Source organism: Neobacillus camarae (assembly GCF_054950115.1).
The window spans coordinates 752,393-778,406 of record NZ_JBUCKX010000001.1 but is presented as its reverse complement, the minus strand read 5'-3'; the positions used below and the strand labels follow the sequence as shown (position 1 = coordinate 778,406).

Here is a 26,014-nt window from a genome sequence, read left to right as displayed (position 1 = left end):
AATTCCTAATAGCGCTTTATGCTAAACCATAGGATATCATAGTTAGTTTCCTCATTCTCTTCTATTTCATGATTATACTCAGAAGAAATTTGACTTCTTCAAATAAACAAGGCAAAGCACTTTATTTGCGCAATAACTTTCTCTGTATATTAAATCACACTTTATGAAGTTTTTGTGAACTTTTTTTGAATAATTTTTGACTATTTTGTGACCTATACAACTTAAATGTTATTATACAGCATTTTTGCGAATTTGGTTAGTATAAGCATGGACAAATCATTTAAAATGTTATATTTTTTCAAGTAAAAAGAAATTTGCTCTTAGCTTCAAAAGAAACTATTTTATCTAAGTTATGCCCCTTGTCCGTTTCTGTAGTATACAATTTATTACGTTTTTCACTATAATAATAGTAATAAATAAAAATTATCCAGAATTCTCTGCTCTCCAAAAGATAACCGCCATGGGGCGAGCCCAAAGCGGCCGTAAACCATGAAGTTGTCTTGATGAAAAATGTAAAAATATTCAGTCAATCGATAAAAAATTATTGGTTAATATAAATCGAAATTCTGTTCTTTTTCTACAAAATTCGATATGATGAATAGGGTACTTTTAACTTTCCAGGGTTCCTATTCATTATACTGTCATAAAAAAACTTTGACAAATTATTGAACTTTAATGAGGTGAATATTTTTTGCGACGCTCTTTGAAGTGGCTTGCCGTTGCCACTACCATTGCCATGGTTTTCATTTTACTCGGTGGGGCATTGGTGACCAAAACCGGATCCGGCATGGGATGCGGCAGGTCCTGGCCCTTATGCAACGGCGAATTTGTCCCGACTCATATTACGGTTGAACTAGTAATCGAGCTGGCCCACCGCCTCGTATCGGGTGCAGGTGGTATTATGGTATTAATTTTATCGATATGGTCATGGCGGGCAATTGGACATATTCGCGAAACAAAATTCCTTGCATTTTTATCTTTGTTTTTCTTAATGCTGCAAGCCTTAATCGGAGCTGCGGCTGTAGTATGGGGGCAATCAGGTTTTGTGTTGGCATTACATTTCGGGATATCCCTGATTTCATTTGCCTCCGTGTTCCTGCTCACTCTATTGATTTTTGAGGTGGACAAAAAGTTCGAAGCAGAAAAATTGATTATTGACAGACGGATGGGACGGCATATAGTGGGTGTATCCATCTATAGTTACATTGTCATTTATACAGGCGCTTTAGTCCGGCATACAAAATCAAGCCTAATTTGCCGTGATTGGCCATTATGCCTTAATGACGCCCCTTCACTTCCCAGCAACTTGTATGAATGGGTTCAAATGGGCCACCGCGCTGCCGCAGGTTTGATTTTTATTTGGATAGCCTACATCACCTATTTAGCCATTCGCTATTACAAAAAGCAAAAGGTGTTATATTGGGGTTGGGTAATCTCATTAATTCTTGTGACCCTGCAGGTTACTGCAGGAGCTTTGATTATCTTTTCCAGGCTAAACCTTTACATCGCTTTATTGCATGCCTTTTTTATTACCTGTTTGTTCGGTATGTTTAGCTATTTTATTTTACTGTGGACAAGATCCAAGAAAAATTACCGCAAATTGCAGGACAAGCAAAACACCCTAGAACAATAATAGAAATTTAAAAAAGTTGCCGGTACTTTCCCGGCAACTTTTTATTATTCATTATTTTAGCAATTCAATCAGCAAGTCACCAGTCAGTATAGCGTCCCCACTTGCTACATGGATTTCTTTGACAGTTCCTGAAAAAGGCGCTTGTACAGTTGTCTCCATTTTCATGGCTTCCGTTATCATAAGATGGTCGCCCTTCTCCACCTTTTCACCCTTTTCTATTAACACTTTAACCACAGTTCCAGGCATTGAAGCAGAAAGATGGCTTTCATTATTCGGGTCAGACTTAATCCTTGCAGCAGCGGTAGCTTTGATGCTCTCATCTTTAATGATAACCTCACGAGGCTGGCCATTTAACTCGAAGTATACAACCCTAGTGCCGTCAGCCAGCGGCTGTCCAATGGAAACAAGCTTTACAATCAGCGTTTTGCCTGTTTCGATTTCCACCTCAATTTCTTCTCCTAAACGCAGGCCATAAAGGAATGTCGGAGTATCGAGAACCGCCAAATCCCCGTAAGTTTCCAGTGTTTTAATATAATCCAGGAAAACCTTCGGATACAACGCATAGGAAATAATGTCAAATGAGGTTACCTGGCGGCCAAGCTTGGCAAATAATTCTTCCTTTAACTGTTCAAAATCAACCGGGTTAAGCAATTCTCCGGGCCTGCATTCCAAAGGCTGTTTCCCCTTTAGGATGACTTTTTGCAATTCTTGCGGAAAACCGCCATACGGTTGTCCTAAATATCCTTGGAATAATTCAACAACCGAATCCGGAAAATCGAGTGATAGTCCCTTCGTCAAGACATCTTCTTCCGTCAGATTATTTTGCACCATGAACAGGGCCATATCACCGACCACTTTAGATGAAGGTGTTACTTTGACAAGATCACCGAACATTTGATTTACCCTTGAATACATATCTTTAACATTTTCCCACTTTTCTCCGAGACCCACACCTTTTGCCTGCTGCTGCAGATTACTGTATTGCCCCCCTGGCATTTCATGCTGGTATACCTCAGTATGGGGAGACATCATGCCGGACTCAAAATCATGATAATATTTTCGGACATCCTCCCAGTAGAAGGAAAGGGCTTCAAGGGACTCAATGTGAACATCTGGTCTTCTCTCCCTGCCTTCGAGGGCATAATATAACGAATTGGCACTTGGCTGCGATGTTAATCCTGCCATCGAACTTAAGGCTGTGTCGACAATATCCACACCTGCATCAATTGCTCTCGCGTACGTGAAAATTCCATTACCACTTGTATCATGGGTATGCAAATGAATAGGAAGATCCACAGCATCCTTTAATTCTGAAATCAGCCGGTATGCCGCTTCAGGCTTCAATAAACCTGCCATATCTTTGATTGCAAGAATATGTGCACCCTGAATCTCCAATTCTTTTGCCAGCTTTTTATAATATTCAAGATTATATTTGCTTCGTGACGGATCTAAAATATCACCTGTATAACAGATTGCGGCCTCGGCAATTTTGCCTGTCTGCCTGACAGCGTCTATGGCAGTTTCCATTCCCTTTACCCAGTTCAAACTATCAAATATCCGAAACACGTCAATTCCAGCTGAAGCGGACTGGTTGACAAATTCCCGGATCACATTATCGGGATAATTTTTGTATCCCACGGCATTTGCGCCACGTAACAACATTTGAAATAACACATTCGGCATCTTTTCCCTCAGTGTAAGCAGGCGTTCCCATGGGTTTTCCTTGAGAAAGCGGTACGCTGTGTCAAACGTTGCTCCTCCCCACATTTCGACTGAAAATAACTCCGGCAACAATTTTGCTGTCGGCTCAGCAATGTGCGCCAAATCAATGGTCCGCATTCGAGTCGCAAGCAAGGATTGATGGGCATCCCTGAATGTCGTGTCGGTCAACAGCACTTGGTGTTGATTTTTAACCCAGTCCACTAATCCACCTGCACCATATCGGTCCAAAATCTGTTTAGTCCCGTTTTTATATGGCACACTAGAAGATACTTCAGGAACTTTAGGGGAAGAAAATACGGGTCTTTTTTTCTTTTCAATCCCAGGAAACCCATTTACTGTGACAGTCCCGATATAGTTGAGCATTTTCGTTCCCCTGTCCTTACTTGCAGGGAAAATAAATAACTCAGGTGTCGTGTCGATAAACGATGTATCGTATTCACCATTTAAGAATTTCTCATGCTTTACCACATTTTCCAGGAAAGGTATATTCGTTTTAATTCCTCTTATTCTAAACTCTTGTAAGTTACGGACCATTTTGGCGGCAGCATGTTCAAACGTGAGTGCCCAAGTTGTCAGTTTCACCAGCAAAGAATCATAATAAGGGGTAATGACAGCTCCCATAAAACTGTTGCCCGCATCAAGCCGGACCCCAAATCCGCCACCGGAACGGTAAGCAGCAATTCTCCCCGTGTCTGGCATAAAATTATTTAATGGATCCTCTGTTGTCACCCTTGATTGAATGGCGAATCCGTTTAATTGAATTTTTTCCTGTTGGGGTATCCCAACAATTGGGCTGTGGAGCTCATGCCCTTCCGAAACCAAAATCTGTGTTTGGACGATATCAATTCCCGTTACCATTTCAGTAACCGTATGTTCAACCTGAACACGGGGATTTACTTCAATAAAATAAAAATTTTCTCCGGAGACAAGAAATTCAACTGTACCCGCATTGAGGTAATTGACATTTCTCATTAGTTTTACCGCTGCATCGCAAATTTGCTTGCGCAATCCTTCAGAAATGGCAGTACTCGGGGCAACCTCCACCACTTTTTGGTGACGCCTTTGAACCGAACAATCGCGGTCATACAAGTGGACAATGTTGCCTTGCTTGTCCCCGATGATTTGGACCTCAATATGTTTTGGCTTTTCAATCAATTTCTCAAGATAGACTTCATCGTTCCCAAAAGCTGCTTTTGCTTCTGATTTAGCCCGGTCAAAAGCCTCACTGACTTCTTCCCTGCTATTGACAATTCTCATTCCCCGGCCCCCGCCGCCGAGAGATGCCTTAATAATGATAGGGTATTCATGTTTCTCGGCAAACTCGATTACCTCTGTAAGGCTGTTTACCGGGCCATCGCTTCCGGGAATCACCTGAATGCCTGCAAGCTGTGCCTGTTTCCTTGCTTTCACCTTATCTCCAAACATATCTAAATGTTTGGATTCAGGACCGATAAAGATAATGCCTTCTTCTTCACATCGTCTGGCAAAATGGATATTTTCCGAAAGAAATCCATACCCTGGATGGATGGCATCGGCCCCGCTTCTTTTCGCGATGGCAATGATTCCTTCGATATCCAGATAGGCATCAATTGGTTTCTTTCCTTCCCCGACTAAATATGCCTCGTCGGCTTTATAACGATGATATGAGCCTGAATCCTCTTTGGAATATATGGCAACAGTCCGAATATTTAGTTCCGTACAGGCGCGAAAGATCCTTATCGCAATTTCTCCCCGGTTTGCAACCAATACTTTGTTAATGTGTTTCGTCCCGATAATACCCATTTTACAAAATGCCTCCTACTGATTATTCTATACCCCCTATAATATCACACAAATTAGAATAGTCAGTAAAAAAAACCATTGAAAAAAATATTCTACGATAAATTCTTTCAAACGATTTATTCAAAATTCGGAGTTCCATCTTCCTTCCAAGAAATTACACGTGCCATAGTATGTCGGTTAGGATCCCATAGCGGATTTCCAATAATTTCGCGGTAATTACGGGCGTGATAGATTAATATATCCATAGTTCCGTCTTCGGAAATAGTAAAACTATTATGTCCAGGGCCAAATATTTTCCTATGCTCATTTGTTTTTACCACAGGGTCCTTTGCTTTCAACCATGACTTTGGATTTAATAGATTGCTGTTTTCATCCGCCGTCAGCATTCCCATACAGTAGTTTGCATCCGTTGCGCTGGCGGAATAGGTTAGAAATATTCTGCCGTTCTTTTTTAAAACAGCCGGTCCCTCATTGACCCAAAAGCCAGCTTTTTCCCACCCGAATTCAGGTGTGGTGATCATTACTTGTGGTCCCTCGATTGTCCAGGGGTTTTCCATTTTAGCAATATAGAGGTTGGTACTCCCCTCTATATTCGGATCCTTTTGGGCCCAGACATAGTACCGGAATCCATTTTGTTCAAAGGTTGTAGCATCAAGCGAAAAAGACTCCCATTCCGTTAGTACTTGGCCTTTTTCTATCCAAGATCCCACTAGAGGGTTTTCGGATTGATTTTCTAGCACATACATCCGATGGGCAAAAATCTCGTCCTTCCTCGAAGCCGCATAGTAAATGTACCATTTACCATCAATATAATGGATTTCAGGAGCCCAAATATTGGCGCTCATGATGCCGCTATCATGCTGTCTCCAAACAACAACAGGATTAGCCTCGGCCAATCCCTCAATTGTATTGGACCTGCGTACTTCAATTCGGTCATATCCCGGAACGGATGCAGTAAAATAATAAAAGCCATCCGTATGCTTGTATACCCATGGGTCGGCACGCTGCTCGACAATAGGGTTTTTAAAAGAAACAGAGTGTTTCATATTTTTTCACTCCTCCTATTTTTAATTCTCCACATGGGCCACTTTATTCCATCTTGGTGTCTCTACACTAGGGCAGCCTTTATTTATAAATTTCGCCCGATAACGTACAAGGCACCCGCAGTGGGCACAGGTCGTTCCGTATTGCAAAGAGGGACAACTCCCGCATTGCCCCAATCTAAAAAAGTAAATTTCGTCAGAAACCAACTTGGAGGGATCATCTTCCTCTGCTTCTTGTATCATTTGTTTGATTGTATCATCCGCCACGAGTACAGATTCAAGGCAGCCCTTACAAAAACTTTTTTCTTCCACAAATACCACCGTCCGATCAGGATTCAATTGCCAAGGTTACAACAGACATGGCTGGCAAACAAACAGAGAGTGTAGACCCTGTCAAATCAACGGCATGAAATTCAACCGGTTTTACCACCTCCGGCTGTTCAAAGGTATTATGGGCGTTCATGCTCCCGGCTGTTAAAACAGTACCTGATACCGTTGCATCCTTTCCACTTAGCCCGCGAAGCTCAATGCTTAGCTCAGCTTTATTGGACGGGTCAATATTGCATAAACTGATGTGGATTCTTCCTTTTTCATTTTTGGAGGCAGTCACACTCACTTGCGGTAATGTTTCCCCTTTATGCCCATAATTGCCGATTGACGCTTGGACCGCAATACGCTCTGCATCCTGATGAACTTTGTACATGTTAAACACATGATAGGTTGGGGTGAGGATCATGTTTTCCCCTTCTGTTAAAATCATCGCCTGCAGGACATTGACCGTCTGAGCAATATTGGCCATCTGAACGCGTTCATTGTGGTTGTGGAAAATATGAAAATGCAGTCCGGCCACCAACGCATCTCTTAACGTGTTCTGTTGATATAAAAAGCCTGGATTTGTTCCCTTTTCCACATTAAACCAGGTACCCCATTCATCCACGATCAGTCCTACCCGTTTTTGGGGATCATATTGATCCATGATTTTCGAGTGTTTTGTGATAAGCTCATCCATCCGGTAGGCTTTCTTCAGTGTAATAAACCATTCATCTTCGGCAAAGTCGACAGCAGAGCCTTTATCCTGCCAATCGCCAGGGACGGTATAATAATGAATGCTGAGTCCATCCATCATCCGGTGGGCTTGTTTCATTAGGACTTCTGTCCAATTATAATCATCTGAATTGGCGCCGCCTGCTATCTTATAAATTTTATTTCCTGCGTAATTTCTAACATATGTTTGATAACGCCGATATAGGTCAGAGTAATACTCCGCGCGCATATTACCGCCGCAGCCCCAATTTTCATTTCCAACCCCAAGATATTTCAGTTTCCAAGGCTTTTCCCTGCCATTTTCCCTGCGCCAGTTGGCCATTGGCGATTCCCCGTCAAAGGTCATATACTCCACCCACTCAGACATCTCCTGAACAGTTCCGCTTCCAACGTTCCCGCAAATATAGGGTTCGCATTCCAGCAATTCGCATAAAAGCATAAATTCGTGGGTGCCAAAATGGTTGTTCTCCACAACACCGCCCCAATGGGTGTTGACCATACGTTTACGGTTTTCTTTTGGGCCGATCCCATCCTTCCAATGGTACTCATCTGCAAAGCAGCCTCCCGGCCAGCGGAGAACAGGAATGTTTATTTCCTTTAATGCCTCCAAAACATCGTTGCGAATTCCTTTTGTATTCGGAATCAAAGAATCCTCCCCAACCCAAATCCCCCCATAAATACACCTGCCCAGGTGTTCGGCAAAATGGCCATAAATATTCTTATTAATGTTTCCTAGATGAATATCGGTGTTAATAATAACATTATTCACAACATTTTCCCCCATAGCTTTCGACAAGTAATTGATTATTTTTTTCTATTATAGTTAAAAATACTGGGCGCTCATTTGGCGAACGATTAGGGGAATGGATCGCTAATTTTAACTCCCCGGCAAAGGTTCTAAACAGCATGGCATGTCCGCCATCTTCATCTATTAATGGATCAGATACATGTAGCCACGGTCCATGTATTTCGCCGGAGGCGGATCTAGCCACACCGACCGCATATCCATGTTTGCTTCTGCTGGACCAAAGCAAGAGCAGTTCCCCATTTAGCGCTCGGTAAAGGTAAGGTCCGTCGGTAACAAAGTCCTTTTCCCCTCGAGCCGGCACCGTCCATTCAGCTTGGGATGCTTTAAGCAAAAGAACAGGGTTACCGGTTGCTCTCTTTAAATCGCCAGTCAAACGTTGGGCCCAGATTTCACCATCATGAACCTGGAGCCATTCCCGGCAATAAATTATCCAAGGCAGCTGGTTATCATCCAAAAACAATGTCCCATCCAGACATTCCCAATCATGCGGAGTAACCGGGCCATCAGAATGCGGAGTGAAAGGACCTAATGGGTTACCAGAAACAAGAATTTGGGTTCCACGGGATTTCCCTTCCGCTTTGAAGCTAGCGAACATATAATATTTACTTTGGTAAAAATAAACCTCCGGTGCCCAAAAATGCTGATCTGCCCAAAAACCGGCAGTTGGGCGGAACACTTCAAAAGGTCCTTCCCAGTTTTCCAAATCACTGCTTTTGTAGGCATCAAAGCCTACTGCTTTCCCCTCCCATACATTTTGATCCGTCGTTCCATACATAAAGTAACCGCTGGTTTCCAGGTCCGTCAGTATAAACGGGTCGCGAATTCGAATGTCGTTATTGGTTAACATTTTTTATTCTCCTATGAAAAAATATATCTATAATTTTAATTCAAATGGGGCATTTCGATTACAGACCAAGACGTTGTCAACTAACTCCAATTTTGCCACCTGAATTGATGATCTTCTGGTTTTATAGGAAGGCTCGGCAGCATCCACCCTTTCAGGATGGGTAAAATAAAAGATATAAGCGTTGTCATCTTTCACATAAACATCCGCGTGCAGGCCAATGGTGCCATCATCTTCACGGGTTCCCGGCCCATCTAAGATGATGCCGTTCCTTGTCCAACCTTCACCATTACTGGATTGATAGACGCCTAGCCCTTTCCATTCATCAATAATCAACCAAAATGTATTCTTCCAATAGAACACATTCGGGCCTTCATGCGGAAAACCGGTTATCACAGGGCCGGCCACTTCCCAGTGGTATAAGTCCTCGCTGTCTGCGGCATAGGTATGGGAATGATTCGCTTCATCTTTATACCACATTCGCCAGCACCCACTCGGAAGTCTATGGATAGCCGCATCAATCACATATTCAGAGCTCAAATTCAGGCTCGATTCATATTGCCAATCCCATAGATTTGTAGAGGTATAGTGAAGAATTCTTCGCTTATGTCCCTTCCACTCATATGGCACACCTTGAATATAACTGACGTACATATGATACAAGCCTTCATGCCAAACAATTTCCGGTGCCCAGAACGTGTTTCTTCCCGGTTCAAAATCCAGCCCCTGTATAACCCCTCGATAATTCCAATTCATTCCCCCATCAGAAGAGGACGCAATCCCTAAATCTGTGCCATGAACCCAGGCAAACTGTTGGCATTCTACAGTTGCCCGTCTATTTGTGTAAATCATCCACCATTCTTGAGCATCTCGATTCCAGATAATTACCGGATCCGCTGCCCCATCATAAATCGGGTCTCTAAATAAGGGGGCTTTAGGTTGGTTTATTTCTATCACTTGACCAGTCCCTCCAATATTCCGTTATTTGACATTCTTAATGCTGAGACAAGGGTCTCTATGTTGTTTTCCCTGATACCTTCAACTACCAATTTTGCTATCTCTAATGCCCCCAGTTCTTGAAAATGGGTGTTATCCTCAATTCCATCAGGAAATTTTGTATACGCACCAGGAGCGGCCCATGTGAAAAGTTTTTTCGTTCCTTCTTCTCCCAAACTTTCGTAAAGGGTTTTACTCTTTCCTGCCAAGTCGATATAGGGTACATTCTCTTTCATACTTAACTCTTCCATTGCTGCTATATAGTCACCATGGGTGTTAATGATTTTTCCCTCATCATCAAAGGAACGCCGGTGCATCGGACTAATGAGAACGGGAATGGCTCCTCTTTTCCTTGCTCCTTCTATATAAATCTTTAAGTGATCTTGAAATGTCGAAAAGGGCTCTGTGCCGCGTTCATCGTCTTTTTCATCATTATGGCCAAATTGAATCAACAGAAAATCATTCTTACGGATGCTGTTCCATATCTTTTCTAAACGCCCTTCTTTAATAAAACTTTTTGAGCTTCTTCCGGATCCGGCATGATTAGAAACGGCTACAGCATCTGTAAAAAAGAAAGGAAGCATCTGGCCCCATCCATAATAAGGGTATCCGCTCGAACGCTGGTCGGTTACCGTTGAGTCCCCCGCCAAGAAAACAGTCGGCGCCTCAGGGGTGTCTGCAATTTCTAAGGTGCCTGCAAATGGATGTTCTCCAATAAAGGCAATTTTTAACTTTCTGTCATCAACATGTACCAAAAAACGTTCTTCCCTTTCGGCAGGGCCCATCATTCTGTGCAAATGGCCAAGTCCTGATTTAATCGTGACCTTTTTTGTCGAACTGTTTTTCATCCTAACTCTGTAATTTCCATCCGGAACATCCACGATATAGGAGGGAACCTGTGGGACACTATATTCCCCCGGCAATGAATCCCGTTTATCTTCATCCCTGTCTGCTCCCTCAGGAAGGACAAACCCATACCCCTTTTCAGCATGATATAAAAACTCTTTTGATTTAGCCTGGTCTTCACCCAGGACGATTTCTTTACAAAAAACCATATTAATTACTCCTTTCCACTTTTAATCTATTAAAAAACGGGTCCCAATATATGAGATCCCGACTTCCTTATAAGAGAGAAATGATAAATTTCCGACGTTGAAAATTGTCTAGCTCCAGCACTTTTCTTATTGTTCCTGAAGCCAAAGCTTTGCCTTTTGGTTAACTTTTTCAAATGCATTGATGGCCGGTTTCATCATGAATAACGCCAATAAATTGCCACTATAAAGGATACATATTGGCGGCACATAGGAGAGTACGAAAAGAATCCCAAAGCTTCCTATCAACATATAAAAGGTTGATAAAGGATTCATAATCATTACAAAGAAGGAATTTCTTATCACCTGGCTAATCTTCATTTCGTAGTGAACAAAAATCGGCAGGATATAACATAACATCGAAATAAAAATTAAAGTGATGATAAAAAACGGTACGTATAGAACCGAAACAAAACGACTAGATGAATGCATCACAAAATGAAAATCAATATATAATATCAAGCCAATAGCAAGAATAATAACTCCAAGAAGATTACTTTTTAAAAATTCCTTCTTATAAGTAGTCCAAAAAGTCTTAAAAATAGACATTTCATCATTACCTAACATCCATTTTCGGGTGACTGCAAACATAGCAACTGTTGCAGGGAAAAATCCAAAGATGCCTAAACCCAACAGCGTAAATGAAATCCATAATACATTTAACCATGCTAGCCTTGATATCCATTCAAACAGTTTATTAAAGCCGCCCATTATACCTGAAGTGTCCATTTGTAAGCCTCCTTAAACCATTGTTTAACAAAATGACCTTTGCCACTTCCATTAGGATACGAAGTGGCAAAGTTTTAAGAATAGTAGATTTGTAACCATGTCAGCCCTTTAACCCGCTTGTGCTGATCCCTTCCACAACATATCTTTGGAAGATGAAGAAGATTAGAAAAACAGGAATTAAGGTCACAATCGACATGGCAAACATAGCGCCCCAATTGGATACTGTTTCATTACTCAGGAACATATTTAATGCCATTGAAACAGTGTACTTTGAAGGACTGTTTAGATATAGAACCGGCCCTAATAAGGCGTCCCAGGTCCAGTAGAAAGAGAAAATTGCAACCGTTGCCAGCGACGGTGTGATTAATGGCAAAATGATTTTCGTAAAGATCTTGAAAGTGCCGCAGCCATCAATGATTGCCGCTTCATCTAGCTCTCTTGGTATCGTGCGGATAAATTGCACGAGCAAGAAGATAAAGAACGGTGTTCCAAAATAGGCTGGAACGGTTAATGGTCTAATCGAGTTTAGCCAATCTAGTTTAGAGAAAACAATATATTGGGGAACCATGACCACTTCACCTGGAAGCATTAACGTTACCATCATTAATCCAAACCAAAAGGCTCTCCCTTTAAAATTTAGACGCGCGAAACCGAAGGCAATCAAAGAAGATGATATCACTTGTCCAATTAATGTAATAACCACGATGACAGCGGTATTTTTAATGAAGACTCCAAAGGAATTTCCGCCAATCCCCTTCCATCCCTCTGCATAGTTAGTCCAAATCCAATGATCGGGTATCAGTGATTTGGCCGTAACAAAGATGGTATCGCTTGGCTTAAATGAGCTCATCAGGAGCCAAATAACCGGATAAAGCATCAAAATTGCAAACCCGCCCACTAATATATGATACAGCCACCATTTTGGCGATTTTAACTTCATCATGATTATTTGCCTCCTTCCGATTCATAGTGAACCCAGAATTTTGATGTTGCAAAGATGATTAGTGTTAAAATTCCCACAATAATCAGCATGATCCATGCCATTGCGGAAGCATACCCCATATTGAAGAACTCGAAACCTTGTAAGTATAGATATAAGGAGTAAAGAAGTGTTCCGTCTAACGGGCCGCCTGTACCTTTTGAGATAATAAACGCCGGTACGAATGTCATAAACGCACTTATGGTTTGCATGACTGTGTTGAATAAAATAACTGGGCTCAACATTGGAAGCGTAATTTTAAAGAATTGCTGTAATCCATTGGCCCCGTCTACACTGGCCGCTTCATAGTAACTTTTCGGTATCCCTTTTAAGCCGGCTAGGAATATTAACATGGATGAGCCGAATTGCCAAGCCGCCAAAAAGATGAGCATCCACAATGCAGCAGTAGGATTACCAAACCATCGAACGACTGGGATTCCAAGCATGTCTAGCACGATATTGACTATCCCCTGGTCACCGAATACATTCCGCCACATAATGGCTACCGCAACACTTCCACCGATCAGTGACGGTAAATAAAATAAGGTACGATAGAGTCCTACTGCCTTTGAGGCGGTATTTAACAATATGGCAATTAATAAAGCGACAATAAGTCTAAATGGAACGCCGGCAAACACATAAATAATGGTAACCTTTAACGAATGCCAATACCTAGGATCGGCAGTAAACATTTTTATATAGTTATCAAGGCCAATCCATTTAGGTGCTGCAAACAGATTATAGTTTGTAAATGATAAATATAAGGACATTACGATTGGAATTAAGGTAAATGCAAGGAAACCAATAACAAATGGGCTAATAAATGCATACCCTGTCAAGTTCTCTTTAATGGCACGGGACCTTTTACTGACAGGACGGATTGTGATATTCGCTTCCACATTTTCCTTTACCACACGGGTGCTCATGTAATCATCTCCTTATTCTATGGAATTTTCAAAGATGGAAATGACGATAGCTGATCGAAAGGTGGATCAGCTATCACCATGGAAATTATTTTTTGTTTTGAGACAAGATGCTTTCAGCTTGCTGTCTAAACTGTTTCGCAGCATCTTCGACTTTTAGATTTCCATAAGCCATCTGTTCACTTAAACTATCCATCAATTCGATTACCTCTCCAGCACCTACAGGATCTGGGCCATCAAATGCTGAGCTGTTTTTCTCTGCCCACTCCACATAATCAAATACTTGAACTTGTGCTGGGGAAAGCAGTGGTTTTAATGCATCTTTTACAACAGAGGAACCAGGTACACCACGGTCACCAAGGTTTAATTTATTTGCTTCAATATCATTAATCATGAAATCAATAAACTTTGCAGCTTCTGCTTTATTTTTGGAATTGTTGCCAACTGACCAGAACATGGCAGGTTTTAAGTACAAACCTTTTTTAGTGTCAGGACCTGGCATTGGTGCGATTTCAAGTTGTCTATTAGCAACCTGCTGAAGCCCTACGAACTGGTTGGACCATTGCCATACACCAATTCCTTTACTAGTAACAAGGTCAGAATCCTCTAAACCTTTAAGCTGTGCTAAATAATCAGGAGTTGGAACTGCTTTGTCTTTTACTAATCCAGAGGTCATTTTAAAGAAATCTACGAATAACTTGTCATCCTTATAACCGAGCGTCGTGCCATCTTTGCTATAAAGCGACTTGCCTAGAGTTCTTAAATAATAGTTAAAGAACACGTCTGCTTTCATGCCAGAGTCAACGAACACACCAGCAGCTTTTGCTTTTGCGGCGATTTCCTTATAGTCATCCCAAGTCCAGTTTTCAGGAATGGAATCCACACCAGCTTTTTTCAACAAGGCTGGATCATAATGGAAACCAACAACGTTTACACCCGAGTTAATACCATAAAGCTTGTCACCAATTTTACCACCGTCAATGACGTTTTTAGCGATGTCTTTTGTGTTGATTTCTTTACCTGCAAATTTACTTAGATCAGCCAATTGGCCATTTTGAGAGTATTGAGAGAAATAGGATAAATCCATTTGGATAATGTCCGGAAGCTCGTTTGCGGCTGCTTGAGGAGCTAACTTTTTCCAGTAGTCATCCCATGCTGCATATTCGGCTTCAATTTTCACATTCGGATGTTGCTTTTCATACATTTCGATGATTTTCAACGTGTAGTCATGACGCGGCTGGGAACCCCACCAGGCAATCCTTAGCGTAACCGGTTCATCACTTTTTTTCTCTTCTTTTGGTTTGGATTCTTCTCCGCTTGTGGATTTACTGCTGCTGTTACATGCTGATAAAGAGAAGACTAGTACTAAACTAAACAACGAAACTAGAAATTTTTTCACACATTTTCCCCCTTCTTTTATTTACATCATGTAAGTGTTTACATTTCTATTATGCGGTTTAATTGAAATTGTCTGAATCCAATTTTCCGTTCAGTTTGTTTAAAAATCCGACTTCTTCCTATCAAAAAAACCCCATTGAACAATGCTCAATGGAGTTTTATCTATATTGCGAAAGGATTTTAGACGCATTGGATCTAAATATTTGTGCTCCTTCACTCGGGGTTAACTTTCTAAACAAAATTTGATCAGATACATTTTGCAGTAATTTGACGACCTCAATGCCACCCAACGGGTCAGCTTTTTCAACCATGACATTTTTGTTTTTAACTTTAATCACGTAATCAAAGACTTTTTTCTCCTGCTCAGACAAATCTTTAGTGATATCTTTGACTACTTTGGAAGAAATAGGAACTCCCCTTTCCCCCTTAATAATTCGGTTCACTTCACTGCTATTTACAAAGAAATTGATAAACAGTGCTGCAGCCTCTTTATTCTTAGAGCTCTTTGCAACAGAAAACAACATGCTTGGTTTCACAGTAGACGCCATATCCCGGGTAAACCCAGGAGGCTGGATTAGTTCAAGAGTCCGATTTGCACTTTTCGTAAAGCCGATGTACTGATTGGAATGAGCCCATGTGACAGGAGACACCTGATTAACCAATAATTCATCCTGTATTCCCTTGATCTGTTCCGTCACATCCGGCCTTGGAAATGCCCCTTGTTCAAGCAATCTAAGTTGCATCTCGAAGTAATCAATAAATATTTGATCATCTTCATAGCCTAATCCGGTCCCACTTTCATTATATAAACTTTTCCCTTTGGTTCGCAGATAATATGAAAAGAAAACTTCTGGCGGTTTCATACCGTTGGTTCCATAGATTTGCTTACGGTTGTGTACCTGTAAGGCCATGTGTTCGAAATCATCCCAGCTCCAGTTATTATTTGGGATTTGTACGCCTGCTGATGATAACAATGAACGATCCAAGATGATTGCCGGGGCATTCAACCCAAGTGGGATTCCATAAACGTTATCGCCAATTTTTCCTCCATCAAGAATTTTTCCACTGATGGTATCGGTCTTAATAATCTTTTCATTAATATAGGGCGTTAAATCTTCTAGTAAGTTATTTTCACTATAGGGCCTTAAGTATAACAAATCCATCTGGATAATATCAGGAAGCTTATTTCCTGCTGCCATTGGGGCAAGTTTTTTCCAATAATCATCCCAATTCGTGTATTCCGGTTCAACCTTAATATAGGGATACTTTTTTTCAAACAATTCAATAGCTTTGAGTGTATCATCATGCCTTGGCTGTTCTCCCCACCAGGCAATCCTTAATGTAACCTGCTCTTTCCCATTACTCGCCGTTGTTTCGTTCAAGCCAAAGATGCCGCAGCCACCAGCGAAAAATACCATTACTAGCGACAATGTTGAGGATATTAGCTTTTTCATGGTAATTTCCCCTTTGAATTTTATGACAATCCTTGTACCGACTCTTTTTTATATTCTGAAGGAGTATAACCGGTATGCTTTTTAAAAACCTGGCTAAAATATTGAGGATTTTCACCGAAGCCAATTTTCTCTGCTATTTCAAAAACCTTTACATCTGTTTCACCCTCAATTAACTTTATAGCAGTTTCGATTCTTAACCTGGTAAGATAATTTGAAAACTTTTCCCCCGTTTCTTTTTTAAACAACTTTCCAAGATAATCCGCATTCATATATAACATTTCATTGGCAACCCAATGAAGCGATAAGTTTTGGTTACCAATCTGTTTTTCAATAATCTCGATTACTTTATTAATAATGGCAGAATGTTTGCTTTTGGTTTGCTGGTAATAACTGTTCGTTATCTTTTGGGCAACGCTTTCAAAAAGGCCTTTCATATTTTGAATGGTGTCCATTTCCAATAACACTGGCAACTCTTTTAAATATCTGTTCATTTCAGCAGGTTCATATAAACGAACCATGCTATTAAATAATTGGATGACATATGATTTCGTCGTATCTATATCCAATCTTAATTCTGCTAACTGGAGGAAGAAAGATTCAATTTCATCATTTACAGCATACCAACTTCCGGATTTTACAAGTCTTGTGAATTGCTGATCATCGTAGAAAAATTCCTCTTCATTTGGTTCGCTCAGAATGCCGATGTCGTTTTTCGTGATGACACAGCCTTCTCCAAGATAAAAGCGATAGGCAAGGCAGTCCAAAGCCTGCCTGTACAATTTGTTTGCGGTTACGATATTTCCTTCCTCACTGATTGCCACAGTCGTGTCAATTCGATAATACTGGTAAAACGTCTTTTTAATTCTTTCAATTTGAGAATGCAGGTTTGTTGAATCCAAGTCACTTTCTATCAGAAATAACACCGTTTCCCATACAGTACAACTCAATATATAAGAATCAAAGATATGTTCCCCAATATTTTTAATGGCGAAAATATGCTCGAATTGAAAGTTCCCTTCTAATTGGAATAACACGACTCGAACATTCTCCGATAATACTTCTTTCTCAAAAAGGTTTTGATAGTGTTTTAATTCGATATTTTCATAATGGTTCGTAATCATTTCTTTTAGAAGCTGTTCCTTTGCAAATGGCAAAACGGTTTCCAATGTGCCTTTTATCTTTTGGACAAATTGTTCCCGCTCTTGTTTTTGTTTAAGTTCAAGGCAAAGTTCACTTACAGCATCCATTATGGTATTCTCATTGCATGGTTTTAATAGGTAATGTTTTACACCGAATTCCATTGCTTGCTTAGCAAAATCAAACTCACTGAAACCCGACAATAGAATAAATTTTATATCCGGAAACCTGCCGCTTACCTTTTCTACCAACTCAAGACCGTTCATTCCAGGCATTTTGATATCACTAATCACAATATCAGGATGTTGCTGTTCGATTATTTTAAAGGCTTCTATTCCATTCCACGCGGTGCCAATCAGATTTGTCCCAATAGAATTCCAGTCAATGACCTTTGACATCCCCTCGGTAATGATTTTTTCATCATCCACTAACAGTACGTTGTACATTAACATCCTCCTCTCTGACCGGTAAGTTGATCATCACTTTCGTTCCTTGATTAGGTACGCTCTCAATTTTTATACCATAATCTTCACCATAGGCCAGTTTGATTCGCTCATTAATATTGGATATCCCTACACCTTGCCCCCGCGTTTTGATTTGTCCATGCCGTAACTTTTCGAGATAGGCGGGTTCCATCCCCGGTCCGTTATCTTCAACAATCAATTGAATAGTCTGTTCATTAACAGACGAGTAAATTCTGACTTTGCAAGGTTCAACCATTGGCTCCAATGCGTAATTAATCGCATTTTCCACAAGTGGCTGCAAGGTTAGCTTGGGGATGTACAAGCGACTCAGTTCGGAATCCACTTCCATTTGGAAGTTCAGTCGGTCCTCAAATCGATATTTTTGTATGATGATGTAGTTTTTTACAATATTAAGCTCTTCCTCAATCGTGATCATTGGTTTTTTTAAGCTGATCGAATTGCGGAGCAGAAAGCCAAGCGCTTCTACCATTTTTGATATTTGAAACTGCCCATTGCCCTTTGCTAACCAATTGATTGACTCAAGGGTGTTATATAAAAAATGTGGATTAATTTGAGCCTGAAGTGCTTTAAACTCTGTTTCCTTGATGGTTAACTGTTTTGCGTAATTTTCATTAATTAACTCATCTATCCTGTGGGTCATTGTCTGGAAGTTTTGCTGCAGCAAGCCCACCTCATCATCTTGGGTTATCGGCGATTTAAGCGCTTCCTTTTTGGCTTCTTTGAAATCTCCGACCTTAAGATACTCCACACTGGCAACAAGATTTTCAAGAGGGGTTGTAATATTCTTGGCAAAACGGATCCCAACAATCATAACAACCATAAACATGAGGCAGAAAATAAAAACAAAAACTGATTTAATGAAATTAATATCTTTGAAGATTTCGTTAAATGGAATGAGATTTATATAGTTCCAATCGAAATAATTGGATTGAATTTGGACAAGGAAGTAATTCTTTTGCCCAATTTCTTTAATTTGATAGCCATTCTTTACATGTAAGGGTAATTCGTTAAACGGGATGGCAATATTCTTTGGAAAAATCAGGCCGCCTTTATTAGCGATAAAGAACTCGCCATCCATTTTACTGGAGCCTTCTAAAATATCTCCTACAAGTTTTTCCATATCAATATAAATAATGACGGTTCCGATTTTATCAAAGCTTAAATCGGAGTATTGTTTAATAGTCCTGGCAGTGGCAATTGTAAAATTATTATTTGGAGGATTGATCCAAACATTACTTCCATCAGCCTGGCTAGCCTGCTTAACGATGTCAGATTTTTGATCTTGCGTTAATTTTACATTTCTATCGTCAAGAGCATATTCCCCTCCATTCACATCAAGCAATTTCACTGAATCGATATATTTCTCCCTGCTTACATAGCTCCATAGCTTATCCATCATTTTGTTACGTAAAAGATACTTTTCATATTCTGAACCGTCCTGACTAACTGATGCCAAATATTGCTGAATCTGCGGGTCGGTCAAAATACTATACGTCACTTCCTCCATATGCTTTAATTCACCTTCAATACTGTTCGAGGAAGTGCTTAACACTTGTGACGACTTGCTGTATAACTGTTCATCGTAAATATGGAAGGCATATTGCAGCCCCATGAAAGCAAAGGAAAATGAAAGAATCAAAATGGAGAAAATAAGGATAAACAGTTTATTCTTTATCTTTAAATTTTGGTAATTTCTCTTTATTCGATGCCATATCTTATTCATGGTTACTCTCCAATGGCCAAATTTTTAACCCGGATCTTTAACAGCAGTTTTTCCTCAAATACATGCATCTTTTGTCGAATAAAATTAATTTGATTTTACCATTTAATTCCCTATATTCATAGGGAATATTTTGTGAAAGATTCAAAGATCACAATAAAATTGAAACCCTGAAGGAATCCTTCAGGGTTTGTTAGTTATATCACTTTAAGTGAAGAATAGTGCGATGTATACAATTTCCAATAAAGGCCCCGGCGACGAATTAATTCATCATGTGTTCCTTCTTCCATAATCATGCCCTTATCAATATACAGTATTTTAGAGGCGTTCTGGATGGTGGAAAGGCGATGGGCAATAATAAACGATGTCCTGCCTGAAAGCAATGTCTCCAGCCCTTGTTGTAACGCCATCTCGGTCTCTGTATCAATGGAAGAAGTGGCCTCATCCAAAATAAGGATTTTGGGGTCTGCCAGTAATGCCCTTGCAAATGAAATGAGCTGCCTTTGGCCATTTGAGAGGATGGAACCTCTCTCATTCACTTCCGTATAATAGCCTTGTTGCAATTGGCAGATGAAGGAATGCGCCTGTACTGCTTTTGCTGCCATGATTACCTCTTCGTCGGACGCATCTAAACGACCATAACGAATATTGTCGATAATCGTTCCGGAGAAAATAAACGGATCCTGCAGCATGACCCCCATTTGTTTTCTTAATGATGAAATGGTCACGGTTTCAATATTCAAATCGTCTATTCTAATTTCACCGCTCCCGATATCATAAAAACGGCTGAGCAAACTAACGATGGTTGTTTTTCCAGCGCCAGTTGGACCCACAATAGCGATTGACTCACCAGGATTTGCCATAAAACTAAGCTGATTCAAATTCCGCGCTGATCCTTCATACCCAAAGACCACATTGTCAAATTCCACTTTCCCTTTAATAACGGGGAGTTCTTTTGCGTTGGGACGATCCGAAATCCCGGGTCTCTCATCCATCATCTCAAATATCCGTTCCAGGTAGGCCGATGCATTGATAATCGCATTATAAAAATTACCGATGTTTGCAAGCGGTGTCCAAAACATCCATATGTACCCCACGAATGCTACCAGGGCACCAACCGTAATCCCATTGCCAATCATACTGACTCCAAAAACGTATATTAACGTAACCGTAAGGACAGAGATATTTTCAATTGCGGGCCACAGTAAGAAATGGACCCTCACGGCCTTAAGCCACGAGGTTTTATAACCATTGGAAACTCCATGAAAGATTTTTTTATTCTCTTCTTCCCGAACGAATGCCTGGGTAACTTTTATTCCATTGATGCTTTCATGGATATAGGCATTTAAATTCGACTGTTTATTGCTTAAATTTTGCCAAGCTTTACGCTGGGCATTTTTTATTAAAAAAATAATCAACGCCAGGATTGGGAATCCTGCCATTGCCAATAATGTGAGTTTTGCATTGATGGACAACATAAAGCCAATAATCACCAATAAACTGAATAAATCAGTGATTAAATTGATTAATCCATTGGATAGTAAGTCGCTTAAAGAATTAACGTAATTAACCACCCGGACTAAAATCTTCCCATGCGGACGGCTGTCAAAAAATGAAAATGAAAGCTTTTGCAGGTGGGTAAATAAATCCCTTCGGATATTTTTAATCACACTGTGGCCAATCTGGGACATCATTCTGATTCTGAATTTCATACAGATTCCCGTCACGGTTAAGGCGACTAAATAAATCCCTGCAAGGGAGGCCAAACCCGCAATATTTTTGCCAGGGATTTCTTTGTCGATTGCCTGTTTGATTAAGTATGGACCAATTAAATTGGCGCCACTTGCCACCAGCATGATGATGACAGTTATCATGATTTGTGTTTTGAATGGTTTAACATACACCAGTAATCTTTTCAGATGTGCGATACTAAAGGGCGTTTCAAGCTCTTCATCCACATTAAATTTGTTGCGTGCCAATAGGTTTCACATCCCTGCCATTAAGTGAATATCAAAGTTCCCATACTGGTTCTGGTACACATGGTAATAATATCCTCTTTTCAAGAGTAATTCATCGTGTGTTCCCCGTTCAATGATTTTGCCGTTATTTAGAACCAAGATTGTATCAGCCTCTTTAACAGAGGATATTCGGTGCGCAATAATAAAGCACGTTTTTCCTTCTTGGATCGAGTTTAGTGTCTTTTGAATCCGTTCTTCCGTCTCCATATCTACACTTGATGTTGTATCATCCAGTATCAGTACCTTAGGGTCTTTCAAAAGAGCCCTCGCAAGAGCAATCCGCTGCTTCTGGCCGCCGGATAATCCGACTCCCCTTTCACCGACGATGGTATCGTAACCGTCAGGAAGAGAGTCAATAAATTCATGAGCTTCCGCTTGCCTGGCGGCAATTTGTACCGCCTCAATGGAGGCATTAGGATTTCCATAGGCTATGTTTCCTTCAATCGTATCAGAAAAAAGAAAAATATCCTGCATTACCATCCCCAATGAAGACCTTAATTGATGAAGGTCCCACTCTTTTACATTCCTTCCGCCTACTTTAATGGCACCATTCGTCACATCATAAAACCGGCTAAGCAAATGAACTAATGTGGATTTCCCTGAACCGGTAGGACCAATAATTGCGACCGTTTGGCCAGGTTTCGCTGTAAAACTAATGTCTTCTAACGCCAGCCCATTGCCGTAGCTGAAATAAACATGATCAAATTCAATATCCGTATCTAATTCTTGAACGGTTTGATGTTTTCCATTGATAATTTGTGATTTTTTTAGGAGCAGCTCCTCCACTTTTTCGGCAGAGGCTATGAATCTTTGAACATCATTAATCAACCAGCCGGCACTGCGAATAGGGTTGTTTAGAGCCCATATCAATGAATTGAACATAACCAGTTCTCCTATGGTAAGAGAACCGTTAATCACCATGATTCCACCCGTTAGTATCATCACAACCGTTAGTACTCCAGCAAGAGAGTCCAAAACAGGCAGGTATTTTTCCCAAATTTTAGCCGCTTGAAGATTTCTCGCCCTAAAAGCTTCGTTTTCATACGTAAACTTTTCAATTTCATAGTTTTCTTTTGCAAATGCCTTCACTACCCGATTCCCGCTGATGTTTTCCTGTACCACAGAATTAAGTTTGGCAAATTGGTTCCTAATCTCTGTAAAAGTTGGCTTCACATCATTGGATAAACGGAAGGCAAAGAATCCGATAATAGGGGTGACCGCTAAAATAGCCAATGTCAACGGTACATGAATGCTAAACATAAAGGTCACTGCAAACAGGAAGATGGTTACATTTTCAAAAATCATATAAATCGTCCATGCCGTAAAATGGCGGATGGCTTCCATGTCACCGGTCATCCTGGCCATAATATCTCCCGTTTTAGTGCGGTCATAGAAAGAAAAGTCCAAACCCATAAGCCGCTCAAAGAGGTGTTCTCTCATTTTAAAAATAACGTTTTGTGAGATATTCTCAAACAAAAGTTGGTACCCGTAACGGACGATGGTCCTAACTACCGTAAAACCTATCATCAACCCCAACATTGGCCATAACAAATTCGTTTTATGGCCGTACATGACATCATCCACAATTCTGCCTGCCAAATAGGGATTGGCCATATTTAGAGCCGAAACTACCAGAACCAAAGCCAGGCCGCTAAACATTCTAATTTTATATTTTCTTATATATCCCCAAGCCCAACGCAAGCTCTGCATAAATCCTCGCCTCCCCTTAAACATAAAACCATCATATTTTTTTCCCTCTTAAGTTATGTGTATTGACAAGCATTTTTCTTAAAAAGACCACCATAAGCAATTGGTGGTCTTAATTCCGTTTTTCCTATTCAATTATTAATCGAGATAAAACACCTGTTTTAGTTCATAAGATACAGGGCTGTTATCCGGGTTTGTTTCCATGATATCTTTCATATAGGCCCACCATTTTTGGCAAATTTCAGTTTCGGCCATACTATTCCACTTTTCTTCACTCTCAATCTCTACATAGGCAAACAGGTTATAGGTCCGCTCATCTAAAAAAATCGAATAATGATGGGCTCCATGATTCTTTAATTCCACTTCCATTTCAGGCCAGAGTTGGTCATGGCGTTTTTTATATTCGTCATGATGGCCGGGGAACACTTTCATCACTGATGCTTTACGAATCATTTGTTATTCCTCCTCAAGCTTCATTTTTATTAAAGCGAATCCATTTGCATTCAAATCTGCCTACTTCAAGTTTGCCAGGCTCTACTGGATTATTTGTCTCTAAGTCTATTGCTGATTGGGGAATGGTTACACTTCCTCCGTTTCCATCCATGTTGATAACAAACCAAACGGTGTATCCGTCCCCTTGTCTGGGGGCAACAATTGTGCCCCTTGAAACATCTGTTCTTAATGTTAGATTCGCTTCATTTGAGTAGTGGTGGATTAGATTCTGCAACATTAAATCCCCTGCTTCCCCTAATGGCATAGACCCGAGCATGATGATTTTTCCAGATCCGAGACTTTTCTCCGAAAGAAAAGCTTTTCCTTGGGACAATCCTTCTTCAATGATTCCCAGGCTATGGCCGGAACCACTCTCGAATACAGAACTCCACCAGCCTAATGGAGCAGACTTGCCAAACGCCCGGCCGATGGAACCTGTATTATCCATCGGGTAAGTATATAGCACCTCGATACCAGAGATTTCCTCCAGCTGCCCTAATGCCCTGTCCGTGTGAACCGTATGATGCTCTGTCCTTCCTCCTGTAAGGGGCCCGACAATCCAGATACCGCCGTTTTCCACAAAGCTTTTCGCTTGGGCAATATAGTCAGCAGATAAATAGGGAATAAACGGGGTTAACAATAATTTATAACCTTCTAAACTGGCTCCTTCTGGTATAAGATCACGATGAATCCCCATCGATAGGATCAGATTATAAAAGTCGGTAATTAATCCCCGGTGATTTAACTTCCGATGCGGCTCAGTTTCCAGGAACGCCTTGGCCCGATCGGAATAAGCAATCGCCAATTCCGCCTGAGCCGGTTTAGTGTCCAAAATGATAGGTTCGATTTTCTTGCGCAGCTCTTCCACTTCCAACACATTTGCATAGCCTAAAGTCGGTTTTCCCCACGCACTTAGCACCGAGCCATGCGGCTGTTCGCAGCCGGCACGCTGCTGTCTCCAAAGCCAATAACAAAAGCCGCCTGCTCCCAATGCATAAGCAGCAGCTGCTTCAGCCTTTAGATAGCCATTTGGATGGGGACTGGCATAGCTTGTTAATGAAGCCGCATAGGATGGGCTCGTTTCCATCACCCAAAATGGAGTTCCCGATTTTAAGTTTCTCCATAAGTCACTGTTAATCAGGTACGCTTCATAGTTTTCAATACTTGCATAGGTGTCAAATGAGGCAAAATCGAGATTTTTGAACAGCCTTTCATTGTCTACGCCAAAGGCGATGGAACTGTTATGCGTAATCGGAGCCTCCGAATACTCTCGGATGATCGCGGCTTGTTCATCAGCAAACTCGGCAATTTTCTCCATGGAAAAGATTTGATACATTGTACTTAATGAAGAGTTGTGTAAAAAAGGCGCAGGCCCTGGCTGTGGGACCTGATCAAAGCTTAGGTAATATTCACTCCAAATCTTCGTGCCCCAAGCATCATTGAGGTTTTCAATTGTGCCGTATCGTTTGCTTAGCCAATCATGCCATAACCCTTTACACGTTTCACACATGCATTGATTGACATGACATTTAAATTCATTGTCCAATTGCCAGCCGATGACCCCCGGCATGTTTCCTACTGCTTTTGCAAGCTGTTCGGTGATCAATGCGGCCCTTTCCCTGAAATAGGGATGGTTTGTACAGGCATGCTGCCTGGAACCGTGGCCCATTACTTTTCCGTCATTATCTACATACATCCGCTCCGGATGCCCATGGGTAAACCAGATAGGCGGAGTAGGCGTAGGCGTACACATGACCGTTTCAATCCCATTTTCATAAAGTCTCTCAATGATATGTACAAAAAAGCTCAAATCAAATTTGCCTTCCTCCGGCTCCATTGTGGCCCACGCAAATTCTCCGATTCTAACGACAGTGATGCCTGTCTGTTTCATAAGCCTTATATCTTCTTCAATAACCTTTTCATCCCACAGTTCCGGGTAATAGGCTGCACCATGATATAACTTGTTAGCCACGTCCATCGCCTCACATTTTTATTCTATTCGCTCAGTT

At 40.9% G+C, this 26,014-nt stretch carries 19 protein-coding genes; 1 reads left to right on the top strand and 18 read right to left on the bottom strand.

All coding sequences use genetic code 11. The features are described from left to right. Positions 1–691 precede the first annotated feature (691 nt). Positions 692–1,633, top strand: a complete 942-nt coding sequence (locus ACY8D0_RS03775; protein ID WP_462409149.1) for a COX15/CtaA family protein — start codon at positions 692–694, stop codon at positions 1,631–1,633. 51 nt (positions 1,634–1,684) lie between these two features. Here ACY8D0_RS03775 and pyc read toward each other — a convergent pair whose 3' ends face one another. The 18 genes from pyc to ACY8D0_RS03685 all read right to left on the bottom strand — a co-directional run bounded on the left by pyc (position 1,685) and on the right by ACY8D0_RS03685 (position 25,977). Next, positions 1,685–5,137, bottom strand: coding sequence for a pyruvate carboxylase (pyc, locus tag ACY8D0_RS03770; RefSeq protein WP_462409148.1), 3,453 nt, complete (start codon positions 5,135–5,137; stop codon positions 1,685–1,687). Positions 5,138–5,253: 116 nt separating this feature from the next. Beyond that, positions 5,254–6,183 carry a glycoside hydrolase family 43 protein gene (locus ACY8D0_RS03765; protein ID WP_462409147.1) on the bottom strand — a complete coding sequence of 310 codons (930 nt, stop codon included), beginning with the start codon at positions 6,181–6,183 and terminating at the stop codon, positions 5,254–5,256. 21 nt (positions 6,184–6,204) lie between these two features. Then, positions 6,205–6,492: a hypothetical protein gene (locus ACY8D0_RS03760; RefSeq protein WP_462409146.1), complete on the bottom strand. Its 288-nt coding sequence runs from the start codon at positions 6,490–6,492 to the stop codon at positions 6,205–6,207. Between the two features lie 16 nt (positions 6,493–6,508). After that, positions 6,509–8,008, bottom strand: a complete 1,500-nt coding sequence (locus ACY8D0_RS03755) for an alpha-N-arabinofuranosidase (protein WP_462409941.1) — start codon at positions 8,006–8,008, stop codon at positions 6,509–6,511. Further along, entirely contained in the window at positions 7,986–8,879 is an 894-nt protein-coding gene (locus ACY8D0_RS03750) for a glycoside hydrolase family 43 protein (protein WP_462409145.1), read from the bottom strand. Before ACY8D0_RS03750 ends, ACY8D0_RS03755 begins: the two co-directional genes overlap by 23 nt. Positions 8,880–8,906: 27 nt before the next feature. Beyond that, a complete protein-coding gene (locus ACY8D0_RS03745; protein ID WP_462409144.1) occupies positions 8,907–9,833 on the bottom strand; it encodes a glycoside hydrolase family protein in 927 nt (308 codons plus the stop codon). Continuing rightward, complete coding sequence (locus ACY8D0_RS03740; RefSeq protein WP_462409143.1) at positions 9,830–10,927, bottom strand: rhamnogalacturonan acetylesterase; 1,098 nt, start codon at positions 10,925–10,927, stop codon at positions 9,830–9,832. Before ACY8D0_RS03740 ends, ACY8D0_RS03745 begins: the two co-directional genes overlap by 4 nt. 126 nt (positions 10,928–11,053) lie before the next feature. Next, positions 11,054–11,692 carry a YesL family protein gene (locus tag ACY8D0_RS03735; protein WP_462409142.1) on the bottom strand — a complete coding sequence of 213 codons (639 nt, stop codon included), beginning with the start codon at positions 11,690–11,692 and terminating at the stop codon, positions 11,054–11,056. A 100-nt stretch (positions 11,693–11,792) separates the two neighbouring features. Continuing rightward, positions 11,793–12,632: a carbohydrate ABC transporter permease gene (locus tag ACY8D0_RS03730; RefSeq protein ID WP_462409940.1), complete on the bottom strand. Its 840-nt coding sequence runs from the start codon at positions 12,630–12,632 to the stop codon at positions 11,793–11,795. 5 nt (positions 12,633–12,637) lie between these two features. Beyond that, entirely contained in the window at positions 12,638–13,597 is a 960-nt protein-coding gene (locus ACY8D0_RS03725) for a carbohydrate ABC transporter permease (protein ID WP_462409141.1), read from the bottom strand. Positions 13,598–13,682: 85 nt separating this feature from the next. Then, complete coding sequence (locus ACY8D0_RS03720; RefSeq protein ID WP_462409140.1) at positions 13,683–14,993, bottom strand: ABC transporter substrate-binding protein; 1,311 nt, start codon at positions 14,991–14,993, stop codon at positions 13,683–13,685. A gap of 157 nt (positions 14,994–15,150) precedes the next feature. After that, positions 15,151–16,446 (bottom strand): ABC transporter substrate-binding protein, encoded by a 1,296-nt coding sequence (locus tag ACY8D0_RS03715; protein WP_462409139.1) that lies wholly within the window; start codon positions 16,444–16,446, stop codon positions 15,151–15,153. Positions 16,447–16,466: 20 nt separating this feature from the next. Then, positions 16,467–18,029: a response regulator gene (locus tag ACY8D0_RS03710; protein ID WP_462409138.1), complete on the bottom strand. Its 1,563-nt coding sequence runs from the start codon at positions 18,027–18,029 to the stop codon at positions 16,467–16,469. Next, a complete protein-coding gene (locus tag ACY8D0_RS03705) occupies positions 18,004–19,791 on the bottom strand; it encodes a cache domain-containing sensor histidine kinase (protein WP_462409137.1) in 1,788 nt (595 codons plus the stop codon). The genes ACY8D0_RS03710 and ACY8D0_RS03705 overlap by 26 nt, the downstream gene beginning before the upstream one ends. A gap of 194 nt (positions 19,792–19,985) precedes the next feature. Continuing rightward, positions 19,986–21,767 carry an ABC transporter ATP-binding protein gene (locus ACY8D0_RS03700; protein ID WP_462409136.1) on the bottom strand — a complete coding sequence of 594 codons (1,782 nt, stop codon included), beginning with the start codon at positions 21,765–21,767 and terminating at the stop codon, positions 19,986–19,988. 6 nt (positions 21,768–21,773) lie between these two features. Continuing rightward, positions 21,774–23,516, bottom strand: a complete 1,743-nt coding sequence (locus ACY8D0_RS03695; RefSeq protein WP_462409135.1) for an ABC transporter ATP-binding protein — start codon at positions 23,514–23,516, stop codon at positions 21,774–21,776. Between the two features lie 135 nt (positions 23,517–23,651). Beyond that, complete coding sequence (rhaM, locus tag ACY8D0_RS03690) at positions 23,652–23,966, bottom strand: L-rhamnose mutarotase (protein WP_462409134.1); 315 nt, start codon at positions 23,964–23,966, stop codon at positions 23,652–23,654. Positions 23,967–23,979: 13 nt separating this feature from the next. Continuing rightward, complete coding sequence (locus tag ACY8D0_RS03685; protein ID WP_462409133.1) at positions 23,980–25,977, bottom strand: beta-galactosidase; 1,998 nt, start codon at positions 25,975–25,977, stop codon at positions 23,980–23,982. Positions 25,978–26,014: the final 37 nt, after the last annotated feature.